The sequence below is a fragment of the Curtobacterium sp. ABR8 genome (assembly GCF_057812125.1).
Genome location: NZ_CM173818.1, coordinates 1,634,430 through 1,647,577, shown reverse-complemented (window position 1 = coordinate 1,647,577; position 13,148 = coordinate 1,634,430). Strand labels below are relative to the sequence as shown.

15 protein-coding genes are annotated in these 13,148 nt (G+C 72.2%); 10 read left to right on the top strand and 5 right to left on the bottom strand.

The genetic code is table 11. The features are described 5' to 3' along the window. Nucleotides 1-13: 13 nt before the first annotated feature. From ACXKZB_RS07985 to ACXKZB_RS07970, 4 genes are all read left to right on the top strand, one after another. Nucleotides 14-916: a LysR substrate-binding domain-containing protein gene (locus ACXKZB_RS07985; protein ID WP_488825578.1), complete on the top strand. Its 903-nt coding sequence runs from the start codon at nucleotides 14-16 to the stop codon at nucleotides 914-916. A 136-nt stretch (nucleotides 917-1,052) separates the two neighbouring features. Next, entirely contained in the window at nucleotides 1,053-2,903 is a 1,851-nt protein-coding gene (locus ACXKZB_RS07980; RefSeq protein ID WP_488825577.1) for a hypothetical protein, read from the top strand. 220 nt (nucleotides 2,904-3,123) lie between these two features. Further along, nucleotides 3,124-4,740 (top strand): putative Ig domain-containing protein, encoded by a 1,617-nt coding sequence (locus tag ACXKZB_RS07975; RefSeq protein ID WP_488825576.1) that lies wholly within the window; start codon nucleotides 3,124-3,126, stop codon nucleotides 4,738-4,740. Nucleotides 4,741-4,882: 142 nt separating this feature from the next. Beyond that, a complete protein-coding gene (locus ACXKZB_RS07970) occupies nucleotides 4,883-5,515 on the top strand; it encodes an FMN-dependent NADH-azoreductase (RefSeq protein ID WP_488825575.1) in 633 nt (210 codons plus the stop codon). A 2-nt stretch (nucleotides 5,516-5,517) separates the two neighbouring features. Here the strand turns inward: ACXKZB_RS07970 and ACXKZB_RS07965 are convergent, their stop codons facing one another. The 3 genes from ACXKZB_RS07965 to ACXKZB_RS07955 form a co-directional block, all read right to left on the bottom strand. After that, nucleotides 5,518-5,898, bottom strand: coding sequence for a hypothetical protein (locus ACXKZB_RS07965; protein ID WP_488825573.1), 381 nt, complete (start codon nucleotides 5,896-5,898; stop codon nucleotides 5,518-5,520). A gap of 11 nt (nucleotides 5,899-5,909) precedes the next feature. Beyond that, a complete protein-coding gene (locus ACXKZB_RS07960) occupies nucleotides 5,910-6,110 on the bottom strand; it encodes a type II toxin-antitoxin system HicA family toxin (RefSeq protein ID WP_488825870.1) in 201 nt (66 codons plus the stop codon). A 149-nt stretch (nucleotides 6,111-6,259) separates the two neighbouring features. Next, a complete protein-coding gene (locus ACXKZB_RS07955; protein WP_488825571.1) occupies nucleotides 6,260-7,303 on the bottom strand; it encodes an MBL fold metallo-hydrolase in 1,044 nt (347 codons plus the stop codon). Between the two features lie 169 nt (nucleotides 7,304-7,472). Between ACXKZB_RS07955 and ACXKZB_RS07950 the strand changes: the two genes are divergently transcribed. From ACXKZB_RS07950 to ACXKZB_RS07940, 3 genes are all read left to right on the top strand, one after another. After that, the gene (locus tag ACXKZB_RS07950) at nucleotides 7,473-8,516 is read left to right on the top strand and encodes an ATP-dependent DNA ligase (RefSeq protein ID WP_488825569.1); all 1,044 of its coding nucleotides are present in this window, start codon (nucleotides 7,473-7,475) and stop codon (nucleotides 8,514-8,516) included. 138 nt (nucleotides 8,517-8,654) lie between these two features. After that, the gene (locus tag ACXKZB_RS07945) at nucleotides 8,655-8,816 is read left to right on the top strand and encodes a hypothetical protein (RefSeq protein ID WP_159573681.1); all 162 of its coding nucleotides are present in this window, start codon (nucleotides 8,655-8,657) and stop codon (nucleotides 8,814-8,816) included. After that, a complete protein-coding gene (locus ACXKZB_RS07940) occupies nucleotides 8,813-8,956 on the top strand; it encodes a hypothetical protein (protein ID WP_185021377.1) in 144 nt (47 codons plus the stop codon). Before ACXKZB_RS07945 ends, ACXKZB_RS07940 begins: the two co-directional genes overlap by 4 nt. Before the next feature lie 19 nt (nucleotides 8,957-8,975). Here the strand turns inward: ACXKZB_RS07940 and ligD are convergent, their stop codons facing one another. Continuing rightward, nucleotides 8,976-9,995 (bottom strand): non-homologous end-joining DNA ligase, encoded by a 1,020-nt coding sequence (gene ligD, locus ACXKZB_RS07935; RefSeq protein ID WP_488825566.1) that lies wholly within the window; start codon nucleotides 9,993-9,995, stop codon nucleotides 8,976-8,978. A gap of 32 nt (nucleotides 9,996-10,027) precedes the next feature. Between ligD and ACXKZB_RS07930 the strand changes: the two genes are divergently transcribed. From ACXKZB_RS07930 to ACXKZB_RS07920, 3 genes are read left to right on the top strand one after another with little or no spacing between them, the layout of a single operon-like run. After that, nucleotides 10,028-10,864 carry a DUF429 domain-containing protein gene (locus ACXKZB_RS07930; protein ID WP_488825564.1) on the top strand — a complete coding sequence of 279 codons (837 nt, stop codon included), beginning with the start codon at nucleotides 10,028-10,030 and terminating at the stop codon, nucleotides 10,862-10,864. A gap of 9 nt (nucleotides 10,865-10,873) precedes the next feature. Next, complete coding sequence (locus ACXKZB_RS07925; RefSeq protein ID WP_123313005.1) at nucleotides 10,874-12,091, top strand: glycosyltransferase; 1,218 nt, start codon at nucleotides 10,874-10,876, stop codon at nucleotides 12,089-12,091. 1 nt (nucleotide 12,092) lies between these two features. Continuing rightward, nucleotides 12,093-12,692 (top strand): uracil-DNA glycosylase, encoded by a 600-nt coding sequence (locus tag ACXKZB_RS07920; protein WP_488825563.1) that lies wholly within the window; start codon nucleotides 12,093-12,095, stop codon nucleotides 12,690-12,692. A 19-nt stretch (nucleotides 12,693-12,711) separates the two neighbouring features. Here the strand turns inward: ACXKZB_RS07920 and ACXKZB_RS07915 are convergent, their stop codons facing one another. Next, nucleotides 12,712-13,140: a DUF6892 domain-containing protein gene (locus ACXKZB_RS07915; protein WP_488825562.1), complete on the bottom strand. Its 429-nt coding sequence runs from the start codon at nucleotides 13,138-13,140 to the stop codon at nucleotides 12,712-12,714. Between the last annotated feature and the right edge of the window lie 8 nt (nucleotides 13,141-13,148).

Genomic DNA, 13,148 nt, shown 5'->3' with positions numbered 1-13,148 from the left:
CTACCGTCGGATCATGCTCGACGTCCGCCGCCTGGTCCTGCTCCGCGAGCTGTCGATTCGCGGGACCATCGCGGCCGTCGCCGAGGCCATGAACTTCACCCCATCGGCGGTGTCGCAGCAACTCAGCGCTCTGGAACGCGAGGCCGGGGTCCAGCTCCTGCGCAAGGCCGGACGGCGGTTGCAGCTCACCCCGCAGGCCGAGGTGCTCGTCGCCGCCGCCGGCCACGTGCAGGACGTGCTCGAGCAGGCCCAGGCGCAGGTCGAGGACACCCTGCCGTCCGTCCAGGGGCGGGTGCGCGTCGCCGTGTTCCAGTCCGCCGCCCTGGCCCTGATGCCGAACGCGCTGCACGAGATGGCCACCCAGCACCCCGACGTCCGCGTCGAGATGGTGCAGCGCGAGCCCGAGACCGCACTGAACGAGACGTGGGCGCGCGACTTCGACATGGTCATCGCCGAGCAGTACCCGGCGCACGCCGCACCGCACCTGTCCGGACTCGACCGCTCCGACCTGACCACCGATGCGGTCCGGCTGGCGCTGCCGCCGCTCGACACGGCGCTGTTGCCGGTCTCGAGCCTCGAGGACGCCGAGGCCCTGCCGTGGGTGATGGAGCCGCGCGGGACGGCCTCGCGGCACTTCGCCGAGCAGGTGTGCCGACGCTGGGGCTTCGAGCCGGACGTCCGCTACGAGACCGCCGACCTGCAGACCCAGATCCGCCTGGTCGAGTCCGGCAACGCCGTCAGCTTGATGCCCGACCTGATGTGGACCGGGCGCACGACGACCTGCCGTCTGCTCGAACTCCCCGAGCAGCCCCGTCGCACGATCTTCACGGTCGTGCGCGCGGCCGGGGCGTCCTCGCCCGCGGTCCGTGCGCTGCGCGCAGCCCTCGAACGCGCCGCGGCGGCCGTCGGCGACTGAGGGGACCCGTTCGCGATCCGGCTGACTGTGCCGAGACCGAACCGAGACCTGACGGGCCGTCAGGATCGCGGGATCGACGACACCTCCTCGGTGAGGGCACTTCTCGGTGCCCCGTCCGGTATCCGAGGGGGATCCCATGAGTCAGCCCTGCACGTCCACCACGCGTCGCGTCGCCGCGATCGGCGCCGCCGTCGCCATCGTCGCCGCCTCGTCGGCCCTGGGCATCGGCGCCACGACCGCCGTCGCCGCCGAGGAACCGACCGCGACCAGCACCGCGACACCGGCGGCGACCAGCACCGACACACCGGTGGCGGCGAGCGCCGCGACACCTGCTGCGTCCGCCTCGCCCGAGATGCCCGTCCCGACCGACGCCCCCGACGAGCAGCCGGGAGGCGCGACTCCCGCTCCGACGCCGGCTCACGCCGCCGAGTCGGAGACCCCACTGCCCGCTGCGCCCGCCGACGACGACGACGGCAGCGACCTCGCGTTCACGGAGCCGTCGACCGAAGACGCCCCGCTCGTCCTCACCGCGACCGCCGGCACCCCGTTCTCGCACACCTTCGAGACCACCGGCGGCAACGGCACCGTGGGCTACGCCATCCAGGACGCCCCGTCAGCGGCGTACAGCGTCAACGTGGAGACCGGCGTCCTGAGCGGCACCCCGACAGAAGCCGGCACGTTCGACTTCGAGGTCGTCGCGTTGAGCGGCTCGACCCAGATCACCGAGTACGTGGAGCTCACCGTCTCCCCCGGTGCCCCCGTGGGCGTGACGTTCGGGGTCGCGACGCCGGACCACGACGGCCTCTGGCAGGTCGACGCCGACGGCACGATCTGGGAGCAGGCCGCCGGGCAGGGCCGAGTGCGCGTCGTGCCGGACGTCCCCGTCGCCGAGGACACCCCGCTCACCCTCGCCGGGCTCGCCGTCGACGCCTACGGCAACCGAACCACCCCCGGCGGTGACGACGACTACCCGCGATCAACGGTCAGCAGCACGGACGACTCCGACGTGACGACGTGGAACGACGGAGACTCCTCGACGACCGTGACCTTCGGCGGGACCGGTACCCGGACCGTGACGGTCTCGGAGGGCGGCGTCTCCACGGCGTTCGACGTGGTGGTCGGGGCCGACGGCGCCGACGAACCCGCCGCCCCGGACACCATCACGTTCGACGAGCAGTCGACGCCGGAGTCCCCGATCCGCATCGACACGATCGCGGGCGAGCAGATCGAACGCACCTTCACCGCCACCGGGTCCTCGAGCGAGCTCCACTACGTGCTGCTGACCGGTGCCACCGCGTTCCCCGTCCCGGGCAACGAGCACCCGATCGCGCCGCTCGGGCTCACCGTCGGCGACACCAGCGGGGTCTTGAGCGGCGCCCCGACGGTGGCCGGTGAGTACGACTTCCAGGTCATGGCGACGAACGGCTCCCGCGCAGCCACCCAGTACGTGCACCTGTCGATCCGTCCGGCCGCCACCGAGGAACTCAGCCTGCTCGTCGGCACGATCGGGTCCCCGAGGGGCTGGCTCCGCGACACCGAGGGGCTGCGCGAGGTCTTCGCGGAGAGCGGGGAGTCGATCCCGTTCGACGCGGTCCCGGTGACGCAGGGGTCGACGATGGCCATCCGTGTGACGGCCCTCGACGCGTTCGGGAACAGCACGCAGGAGTCGGACGGCGCACAGCCAGTCGTGACGAGCACCGTGTCCAGCGACGAGGTCTCGCTCCCGCACGGACCGTGGGAGCCCCGCGTCGCGTTCCCGCACGCGTCGCCGCACACGATCACGGTCGCACTCGGTGACGTCTCGACCTCGTTCGACGTGGACGTGCAGCCCACGGCCGCCGCCGTCGGCACCACGACCCCGACCGCCGGTACCGGCGCCCTCGCATTCACGGGAGCGGAGACGTCCGGCCCGCTCGCCTGGGCGCTCGGCCTGCTGGCCGCCGGCGGCGGGCTGCTCGTCCACCGCCTGCGTCGCCGACGCGCCTGACGCGGTGGACCGCGCCGGATGACGGACGGGAGGCCCGTGGCGGATCCGCCACGGGCCTCCCGTCCGTCGCGGATTCCCGCACGGACCCCCAACCATGGTCACATTCCGATCACCGAAGCCTGAACGGCCCCGCAGCCGCACTACGATCCGAGCAGGCCGAAACTCTCGGCAGATTCTCACGATCCGGCCACCCAGCCGGACCTGAACATGGGGGGAACCCGTGCACCGCAGCACCTCCGCCGTTCGTCGCGCATGCGCCGTCGGCACCACCGTCGCACTCGTCGGTCTGACCACCGGTCTCGGCATCATGTCCGCGACCGCCGCCAGCGCCGTCGAGCCGGTCGACTCGACGCAGCCCGTCGTCTCCGAGGAGACCCCGGCACCCGTCGACCAGGCGGAGACGCCCGCACCGACCGACGACCCGTCGGCCCCCGCAGACGAGACCCCCGCCCCTGCCCCCGCCGAGGAGACCCCGGCCCCGACCCCGAGCGACGACGCGACCGCCCCGGCCGACGAGCCGGCCGCCCCGGAGACCACGGCTCCGGCCGCCGAGACCCCGGCGCCGACCGCGAAGCCGACGCCGGACGTGACCACCAAGGCCGCCGACGCCTCCGTCACCATCGACGGCGCGGCGAAGGTCGGCACGCTCCTGAGCGCCGTCGTCACCGGCTTCGACGAGGACTCCTCGTACAAGTACGTCTGGGCTGACCAGGACCGCAACGTCCTGTCGAAGACCGCGACCTACCGCATCGACCCCACCGACGTGCGCAAGACGATCACCGTCACGGTGACCGGCACGCTGCCCGGCGCCACGGACACCACCTCGGTGACCTCCGACGCGACGGCGCCCGTCAGCCAGACCCCCGCTTTCCTCGGCGAGGACGGCAAGCCGACGAAGGCCGGCGCCGACGTCGACCACCCGCTCGAGCTGAGCGCCACCGCCGGTGACGCGTTCTCGTACACGTTCCGTGCGCAGGGCTTCCCGGAGCCGACGTACAAGCTCGCGTACTTCTTCGACGAGGATGCCGAGTTCAACGACTCCCCCGCCGACCAGCTGCCCGACGGCCTGACCTTCGACGCGTCGACCGGTGAGCTCAGCGGTGTCACGACCTGGAGCTCCGACTGGACCTTCGCCGTGACCGCGACCAGCGGCACCGAGACCGTGACGCAGTACGTCGACCTGACCGTCGAGGCAGCAGCACCGCTGGGCGTGGTGGTCTTCACGACGGACCGTGCCGGCGCGTTCGACTTCGACGACGACGACACGAGCACCCGGACCACCTGGGTCATCGACCCGGAGGGCAAGGTCTACACGATCACCATGAAGGGTGACGGCGAAGGTGGGTCCGTCGGGACCGAGGTCGACGGTGGTCGACCGACCATCAAGCAGGGCGGCACCCTGGTCGTCTCCGGCAACCTGGTCGACCGGTACGGCAACGAGATCCTCGACGAGAACGACGAGTCGATCGTCCCGACCGTCACGTCCGACGTCGCCAGCGACGTCATCGCTCCGGACCCCGACCTGGACTTCTTCGGTCTCGTGAACGTCACGTTCCCGCACGCGTCGATCCACAACCTGACCGTCGCCGCCGGCGAGTTCAGCACCTCGTTCGCGGTGGACGTCCAGCCGACCGCGGTCCCGGCCGTTCCCGGCGTCGCAACCCCGGTCACCCCGGTGCCCGCGGCCGCACCGGTCACCCCGACGAACCGTGGCGGCCAGCTCGCATACACGGGTTCGGACGCCACCGGCGCCCTGCCCTGGGCCCTCGGCCTGCTCGTCGCCGGTGCCGGCCTGATCGGCGCCCGCACCCTGCGCCGTCGCCGCGCACAGCGCTGACGGACAACGAGCGCTGACGGCCCCCGTCGTCTCCCGTCCGTCGCGTGCCCGCGTGACGGACGGGAGGCCCACCTCGGCCCCGCCTGACCCCGCACCGGGGCGGCGGGGCCGTTTCCGTGCCACCGTCGGTAGCGTGGGCACCATGCCCACGCTGCTGCACATCGACTCCTCGGCCGACCTCGCTCACTCCCGTTCGCGCGCGCTGACCGCCGCGTTCGCCGACGCCTGGCGCGCCCGCGGACCGGAGTACACGGTGGTCCGCCGCGACCTGCACGTCGACCAGCTCCCGCACCTCGAGACCTCGGCGCTGCACTGGGCAGCAACGGACCGCACCGCGGACGAGACCGTCGCACCCGAGGCCGAGGCGCTCCGCCAGGAGGTCATCGACGAACTCCTCGCCGCAGACGTCGTGGTGGTCGGTTCGCCGCTGTACAACTACACGGTGCCGTCGACGCTCAAGGCGTGGATCGACCGCGTCCACGTCCCCGGCGTCCTGGCCGGCGACGTGCAGCCCCTGGCCGGCCGTCCGGTCGTCACCGTGGTCACCCGCGGCGCGACGTACGACGCCGGCACTCCGACCGAGGACTGGGACCACGGATCGCCCGTCCTGCACCTCATCCTCGGCACGGCGCTCGGCATGAAGCCCTACCCGATCACGGTCAGTGCGACCCTGGCCGACCGGCTGCCCGACCTCGCGCCGCTCGCCGAGCACGCGTCCGCCGAGTTCGCCGACGCGAAGACGACGCTCGAGCGCTTGGCCACCACCCTCGGCTGACGTCAGGAAGCGTTCGCGAGCTGGTGCACCCGTTGTGCGGAGAGCCCGAGCACGGACGCCATCTCCGCGTACGTGTACCCCTCGGCCCGCATCCGCGTCACCACGTTCCGCGCGAGCCGAGCCGCTTCGGCCCCGTCCTGCCGTGCCTGCTCAGCGAGTGTGCGGGACGCTTCCCAATCGGCACGGGCGTCGTCGGGGAGGACGAACTCGACGTCGATCGCAACGTCCTCCTCCGGGACGTCCAGTGTCAGGGCGACGCACTCCCGCGCCATCCACGTGACATCGGCGACTCGCCGGGCCTGTGTGACCGCGCCGGCCGCGGGGATCTCGATCGCCCACCAGCGGCCCTCTCGGCGCGCATTCGCTCGGTACGTCGTCGTCATCGTGCCTCCGTTCATCGCCAGCTGTCCGGTGCATCCGGGAAGATCCTGAGCACCTGCCGCACCACGCCGGGGCTCAGCTCTCGGTGCCTCGGTACGACGAGGCGACCACCGTCGGGTCCGCGCCAGACCTCGTGGCTCCCTCGGGTTCGGTCCAACCACCACCCCCGATGCCGGAGGAACGTCGTGACGGCCCGGTGCTGAACAGCTCGCACCACGATATCAAGCCCTTCTAGTCAGATCCATCAAGGGCCACTAGAAATCCTGGCCTCGACACGAGTCTTCCAAAGCACCGTTCGTGGATCACGCGGGTGGCGCCGACCTGTGCAGACAGGCGGTCACCCACACGGCTGTGGAGGAACGATCAGGCGGGACGGATCTCGTCGGAACGTCCGAGCAGCTCCGCGTGGAACGCCGTCTGCGTCAGCGCGCTCGCGAGCAGGAACCCGGTCATCGACTCGATCCCGCCGCTGAACGGCACGCGCGCGGCGACCTCGAACAGCGTGGGCCGGTCGAGCACGTCGAGCGCCTCGGCGACGTGCCGTGACCGTTCCTCGCGGTGCCGCGCCAGCGTCCGTGCGCGGGCGACGACGTCGGTGAACCGGTACTCGTGGCCCGGGCAGACCTCGAGCCCGGCGTACACGTCGAGTCGGCCGAGCGACGCCAGGTAGTCGCCGAGCGGGTTCGTGGCGGTCCGACCGCCGAGGCCGATCCCGGAGTTGATCCGCGGCAGCACGTGGTCGCCGGTGAACAACAGTCCGTCGGCCTCGTCGACGAAGCACACGTGCCCGGCGGTGTGTCCGGGCGTCCAGAGCGTCCGGATGGTGCGACCGGGGATCGGCAGCACGTCGCCGTCCGCCAGCAGCAGGTCGGCGTACGGCGCCTCGCTCCGCCCGAGCCCGATCCGTCGCCCGCTTCCCCAGGCCGCGACGACGCCGTCGTGCAGTTCGGGCGGCAGGCCCCACGTGGCGATGTCGGCGTCGTTCTGCACGGCGTCGGTGCGCTCGCGGTCCAGCGCCTCGACCTCGAGCCCGTGCATCGCGACCCGCGCACCGGTCGCTCGGCGGATCGCAGCGGCGGCGCCGAGGTGGTCGGCGTGCAGGTGCGTGACGGCCACCAGGGACACGTCGTCGAGCGACCGACCGATCGTCGACAGTGCGGCGCGGACCTCGTCGACCCCGCCGTCGGCCGACCACCCGGGGTCGATCAGCGCGAGCGAGCCGTCCGCCCCCTCGACCGCGTAGACCAGGGTCGCGTCGGGCACACCGAACCGGAACGGCACCGCGAAGGTCCAGGTGCCCGCCCGCACCTGTTCGACGGGCGGCAGGACGCCGTCGCGGAGCGCGGCGGCCTGCACGGGGCTGATCGGTTCCGGAGCCGGCACTGCCGACGGGGGCACGGTCGTCACCCGCACCACATTACTGACGCGCGCCGATCCGCCCAGGGCGAGCCGGGCCTCCCGGCCGCACTTCGTGAGCAGGAATGGTCGAGTCGTCGCGCCGGACCCGACCATTCCTGCTCACGAAGCGCACTCCCCGCCCACGCAAGCCCAACCCGCGCCCGAGTAGACAGGGCGCATGGAGATCGCACCGATGCTGGCCAAGGCCGTCGCCGACGTCCCGGACCCCGACAGCGTGACCGGCGGCCTGCGGTACGAACCCAAGTGGGACGGCTTCCGCGGCATCGTGACGATCGACGGCGACGACGTCGAGATCGGCAGCCGCGGGGCGAAACCGCTCACCCGCTACTTCCCCGAACTCGTCGAGGCGTTCCGCGCCCAGTTCGGTGGCCGCGACCACCCGGTGGTGCTCGACGGCGAGGTGATCCTGCGTTCCGGCGAGCCCGGAGCCGAACGCCTCGACTGGGAGGCGCTGTCGCAACGCATCCACCCAGCGGCGTCGCGGATCGCGAAGCTCAGCGCCGAGACGCCGGCACAGTTCGTGGCGTTCGACCTGCTCGCGGCGGACGGCGACGAACTGGTCGACCTGCCGTTCGACGAGCGACGCGAACGCCTCGAGCAGCTCGCCAGCGGCATGTCCGACCCGCTGTTCGTCACGCGCACCACGCTCGACGTCGGACAGGCCCGCGAGTGGCTCACCACCTTCGAGGGCGCCGGACTCGACGGTGTCGTCGCCAAACGCCGGGCCAAGCCGTACGAGCCGGGCAAGCGGACGATGCTCAAGATCAAGCACCACCGGACAGCGGACGTCGTCGCGATCGGGTACCGCGTGCACAAGAGCGGTTCGGGGGTCGGGTCGCTGCTCGTCGGGTTGTACGGCGACGACGGCGAGCTCCGCCAGGTCGGCGGCGTCTCCGCCTTCTCCGACAAGCGCCGGCTCGCCCTGGTCGACGAGCTCGAGCCCGTCGTGCTCCGCGATGCGGACGGGAGGCCCGTCACCGGCGACGGGGAACGGTCGCGTTTCTCGTCGGGTCGCGACACGTCGTTCGTCCGGCTGGCGCCGGAGGTCGTGCTCGAGGTCCGGTACGACCAGATGGAGGGCGACCGCTTCCGGCACACGGTGCAGTTCGAGCGGTGGCGCCCGGACCGCGACGCGGAGTCGTGCGGCTTCGACCAGCTCGAGGTGCCCTCCGCGTACGACCTGCGGGATGTCCTGTCCTGACGCCTCGTTGTCCGTTTTTCGACGTGTTCGCGGCACCAGCAGGAAAGTAGTTAGGCAAACTAGCGACGCACTGCCAGCATGGTGCTCAGCAGCACGAGGCACCCATCCCGGGAGCCCCAGGATCGAAAGCGGATCGACATGAGCACCAGCACGCTTGTCCGCCACTCGCAGCGGAACCCCTTCACCGAGGTGCGCGAGGCACGCCGCCAGCGCACCCTCCAGCTCAGTGCGGTCATCAGCGCCATCGCCGGCGTGACCGCCACGGCGCTCGCCCTGGTCACGATCGGTCTGGGCTCGTGATCGTCGACGGCATCAGCGACGCGCACCGCGGCACCTGGTCGCGGCTGACCCGCCTGCACACGGCGAGCGTCGGACTGCCCCTGCAGACGTCGCGTGTCGACGACCCGGATCGGTCGACGGACACGCTGCCCGCCGTCTGACGGGTCGCGCTGGCCCGGGTCAGGGCTTCTTCGCTCGCGACGGCTGCACGCGCGGTGGTTCACCGGGCATCTTCGGGAAGTCCGGCGGGAAGGGCAGCTCGCCCTCGCCGTTCTCCAGGTCGCGCTCCCACCACTCCAGCAGCGTGGCAATGCTCGCGTGCTCGTCGTGCATCGCCTGCCACGGATCACCGATCGTCGCCAGACGTTCCGGGACCGTCCGGATCGTGAACGTCGTCGGGTCGGCTGTCGGCAGTTCGTCCCACGTGATCGGCGTCGACACCGCAGCGTGCGCCAGCGCCCGCGGACTGTAGGCACCGGCCATCGTGCGGTCGCGGTTCGCCTGGTTGAAGTCGACGAAGACCCGCTGGCCCCGCTCCTCCTTCCACCACGCCGTCGTGACCCGGTCGGGCATCCGCCGTTCGAGTTCGCGTGCGGCGGCGATCACGGCGTGCCGGACGTCGAGGAACTCGTGCTCGGGGGCGATCGGGGCGAACACGTGCAGACCGCGGTTGCCGCTCGTCTTGATCCACGCCGTCAGGCCCGCTTCCGCCAGGACCTTCCGGAGCTCCTGCGCCACCGGCACCGTGTCCGAGAAGTCCGTGCCGGGCTGCGGGTCGAGGTCGATGCGGAGCTGGTCCGGGTGGTCGCTGTCCTCGGCGCGCGACGCCCAGGGGTGGAAGACCACGGTGTTCATCTGCGCCGCCCACACCGCCACGGCCGGCTCGTCGACCACGAGCTGCGGGTGCTTCCGGCCGCTCGGGTACGTCACCGTGACCGATCGCACGTAGTCCGGGGCGCCCTTCGGCGGGTTCTTCGAGAAGAACTGCTCGCCGTCGACACCGCCGGGGAACCGCTGCAGCGAGATGGGCCGGTCGCCGTTGGCCCGGACGAAGGCGTCGCCCGCGGTCACCAGGTACTCGGCGAGGTCGAGCTTCGTGATCCCGGCGTCCGGCCAGAGCACGCGCGATGGACTGCTGATCCGGACCTCGCGGTCCCCGTCGGGCCCGGGTACCCGCACCGTCGTCGCTTCGCTCGCCATGCAGCGGAAGGTACTCGGTGCACGATGGACGAGTGAGCGCGTACCTCGGAGTGGACCTGGCGTGGGGGCTCGGCACCGCGAGCCGCGCCCCGAACGAGACCGGACTGGTCGCGATGGAGTCCGACGGCACGATCACCGATGCCGGATGGGCCCGCGGGGTCGACGACGTCGCCGACTGGATCGCGGCACACCTCGGGCCGCGGTCGCTCATCGCGGTCGACGCCTCACTCGTGGTGACGAACCCGACGGGCATCCGCGAAGCGGAACGGCAGGTCGGGCAGCGGTACGGCCGGTGGAAGGTCGCGGCGAACCCGACGAACCAGGCTTCCGCGGCGAGCGCCGGCGCCCACCTGCTCGACCGGCTCACCGAGCTCGGCGTCGACTACGTGTCCGACACCGCATCGATGCACGACAGGACCGGGCCGGCGGTGTTCGAGTGCTACCCCTACACGACGCTCGTCGGGGTGGAGGAGCTCGGCTACGACGTGGAACGTCCCCGCTACAAGCGACTCGACCTCCGGATCCCCGCTGCCGAGGCACGTGCCCGTCGCGCCGAGGCGTTCGACGAGCTCGTCCGGCGGCTGCGCGAGACGCCGCTCGACCCGGCGCTGCTGCTCGACTCGCACCCGCTGACAGCGCGGCTCGCCGACCCGTCGGTGCTGCACGGTCCGACGCACAAGCACCGCGAGGACCTGCTCGACGGCGCCCTCTGTGCCTGGACGGCGGCGTTCTGGGAGCGACACGGCGACCAGCGCGTGCAGATCCTGGGAGGCGATCCGCGCCTCCCGTCCGATCGCGCGGACGAGGCGGGCCGCCGGCCCGTCGTGGTGGCGCCCGCGCGCCCGTCGCAGCGGAGGCCGCGCGGCTAGGGTTGACCGGTGAGCACGACGAGCGAACCCCTGCACATCGGGCTGGTGTCGCTGCACACCTCCCCCGGAGACGAACCCGGGTCGGGCGAGGTCGGCGGCATGAACGTCGTCGTCCGGCACCAGGCCGAGGCGTTGGCCGACCGTGGCCACCACGTCGACATCATCACGCGGCGTTCGGCGCCGACGCAGCCGGACTCGGTGTCGCTCGTGCCGGGTGTGTGTCTGCGGTTCCTGTCGGCGGGTCCGGCGGAGCCGGTGCCGAAGGGCGAGCACGACGCGTTCATCGAGCCGTTCCGGCGCGAGCTCGAGCAGCTGGGGCCGTTCGACGTCCTGCACTCGCACCACTGGTTCTCCGGTGCCGCTGCGCTGCCGGTCGCCCGGGAGCGCGGCATCCCGCACGTGCAGTCCTTCCACTCGATCGCGGCCGACCCCGAGACACCGCTGTCCGAGGGCGAACGGCCTGAGTCAGCCGGGCGCATCGCGGGCGAGCAGCTGCTGGCCCGTGAGTCCGACGCAGTCGTCGTGGTGTCCGAGGCCGAGGCCTCGACGGTCCGGACGCGGCTCGGCGGTGCCGACGCGCGCATCTGGATCGTGCCGCCCGGGGTCGACGGGTCCGTCTTCCGCCCCGCGGCCGTCGGCGCGCGCCGAGCCGCCACCCCCTACGTCGTCGCAGCGGCTCGCGTCCAGCCGTTGAAGGGGCTCGACCTGGCCATCGAGGCGATCGCGGGCATCAGCCAGGAGGCCCGCCCCACGTTGGTCATCGCGGGTGATGCCTCGAGTGAGGCGGGTGACTACGTGGACGAACTGCGTCGGCTCGCCGCCGCGCGTGGCATCGCCGACCGCGTCACCTTCATCGGGCCGCAGTCGCGTGCCGACCTGGCGTTCCTGTTCCGTGGCGCGGCAGCCGTGCTCGTGCCGTCGCATTCCGAGACGTACGGTCTCGTGGCGCTGGAGGGCTCGGCGTCCGGGGTGCCGGTCGTGGCGGCCGCTGCCGGGGGTCTGCGCGAGGCCGTGGTCGACGGGGAGACGGGCGTCGTGCTCGAGTCCCGTGAGCCGTCGGTGTGGGCTGCCGAGATCGAGCGGATCCTGACGGACTCCGGGTACGCGGCGGGGCTGGCCTCGGCGGGCCGCGAGCACGCGGAGCGTCTGAGCTGGGAACGGTCGGCTTCGGGCCTCGAGGACGTGTACCGCCGGGTGCTCGGCAGCGGGTCGCGGATCGGATCGTGAGGTGACGGCGTTCGACGCGTTCTGGGCGGCGCTCGACGCCGTGCCGGTCGAGCCCGACGCCGAAGCGCTGTACGACCTCGGTTCGGCCGAGGGACGACTGCGCCGGTCGAACCTGCAGCGGTACCTGGAGCGCTTCGGGCCGGCGGCGGACACCCTGCTCGTGGCCGAGGCGCCCGGGTGGCGCGGCATGACGAACACCGGCATCCCGTTCACGAGCATGCGCGAGCTCGGCCCCGGGTACTCCGCACCTCCTGAGCCGACGGCACCGTGGGAGGCGTCCTCGCGCGTCGTGCAGGCTGCGCTGTCCGACTGGACCGGACCGCTGCCCGTGGCGTGGGCGATCTTCCCGCACCACCCGTTCGTCACCCCGGACCGCCTGACGAACCGCACACCTCGTCCGGCTGAGGTGCGTTCGGGAGCACCCGTCGCCCTCGCACTGCTCGAGGCACTCGGCGGCGTCGACCGGGTCCGGGTCGTCGCCGTGGGGCGGAAGGCCCAGGGTGCGCTCGCGCTGGCCGGCATCGAGGCGATCGCCGTCCGGCACCCGGCGCAGGGCGGCGCGACGCAGTTCACCGAGCAGCTGCGAGCGCTGGACCGCTAGCCCGTGCCGGTTCCTCCGCTCAGGCCGAGCGGACCTCGATGCCCTTCGCGGCCAGGGCCTCGGCGACGTGGGCTAGCAGCGGTGCCGCGGCGTACACGGTGCGGAGTGCCGGCAGGTCGAGGACGTCGTCCCAGTTCTGCGGGTCGAAGCGGTCGTCGGAGCCCTCCCACCCGGGGTGCACGTCCTGGAGCACCTCGAGGTCGGTGTCGACGGTGAGCTCCGTGACGAGCGACAGGTGCGACGGCAGGAGTTCCAGGTCGTCGTAGTACTCGCGGGCGCGGTCGTCTTGGCCGTCCACGTCGAGGTCCTCGTCCGTCTCGTCGGCGGTCTCCGGGTCGTACGGGTCGAGGACGTCGAGGTCGTAGCAGAGGACGTCGAGCACCAGCAGCTTCGCGTTGAAGTCGGCGAACTCGACGGGCTCTTCGGTGGTGTTCGACTCGTGGTCCATGGCCCGGA